Source organism: Sphaerisporangium sp. TRM90804 (assembly GCF_029846175.1).
Lineage (GTDB): Bacteria > Actinomycetota > Actinomycetes > Streptosporangiales > Streptosporangiaceae > Sphaerisporangium.
In genome coordinates this window covers 1-1,151 of record NZ_JARWAC010000070.1, presented here as the reverse complement: position 1 = coordinate 1,151, position 1,151 = coordinate 1, and the positions used below count along the sequence as shown (strand labels likewise).

Sequence of the window (1,151 nt, the reverse complement as noted above, 5' to 3'; positions counted from 1 at the left end):
AGGTTCACTGACCGCGCACGGCGTGTTGTCGTCCTGGCCCAGGAAGAGGCCCGGATGCTCAACCACAACTACATCGGCACCGAGCACATTCTCTTGGGTCTGATCCACGAGGGTGAGGGTGTCGCGGCCAAGGCTTTGGAGAGCCTTGGCATCAGCCTTGAGGGTGTGCGGCAGCAGGTCGAGGAGATCATCGGCCAGGGGCAGTCGGCGCCGTCGGGGCATATTCCGTTCACTCCGCGGGCTAAGAAGGTTCTTGAGCTGTCGCTCCGCGAGGCCTTGCAGCTTGGTCACAACTACATCGGGACCGAGCACATCCTGCTGGGGTTGATCCGTGAGGGTGAGGGTGTCGCGGCCCAGGTGCTGGTGAAGCTGGGGGCCGACCTCAACCGGGTCCGTCAGCAGGTGATCCAGTTGCTGCACGGGTATCAGGGCAAGGAGCCGGCGGCGGCCGGTGGGGCGGCCGAGTCGGCGCCGTCGACCTCTTTGGTGCTGGATCAGTTCGGCCGGAATCTGACGCAGGCCGCTCGTGAGGGCAAGCTGGATCCGGTGATCGGGCGGGACAAGGAGATCGAGCGGGTGATGCAGGTCCTGTCGCGCAGGACCAAGAACAACCCGGTGCTGGTGGGTGAGCCCGGTGTGGGTAAGACCGCGGTGGTGGAGGGCTTGTCGCAGAAGATCGTCAAGGGTGAGGTGCCCGAGACGCTGAAGGACAAGCAGTTGTACACCCTTGACTTGGGCGCGTTGGTGGCCGGGTCGCGTTATCGCGGGGATTTCGAGGAGCGTCTGAAGAAGGTGCTCAAGGAGATCCGCACCCGTGGGGACATCATCTTGTTCATCGATGAGTTGCACACGCTGGTGGGTGCGGGTGCGGCTGAGGGTGCGATCGACGCGGCGTCGATTCTGAAGCCGATGCTGGCTCGGGGTGAGCTGCAGACGATCGGTGCCACGACGCTGGACGAGTATCGCAAGCATCTGGAGAAGGACGCGGCGCTGGAGCGGCGGTTCCAGCCGATCCAGGTGGCCGAGCCGTCGTTGTCGCACACGATCGAGATCCTGAAGGGTCTGCGTGATCGGTATGAGGCCCATCATCGGGTCACGATCACCGACGCGGCGCTGGTCGCCGCGGCGCAGCTGGCCGATCGGTACATCTC

General features: G+C 64.4%; 1 protein-coding gene. It reads left to right on the top strand.

All coding sequences use genetic code 11. The features are described from left to right. On the top strand, nucleotides 1–1,151 hold a 1,151-nt coding region (locus PYR91_RS36285), incomplete at both ends, for a Clp protease N-terminal domain-containing protein (RefSeq protein ID WP_279787548.1).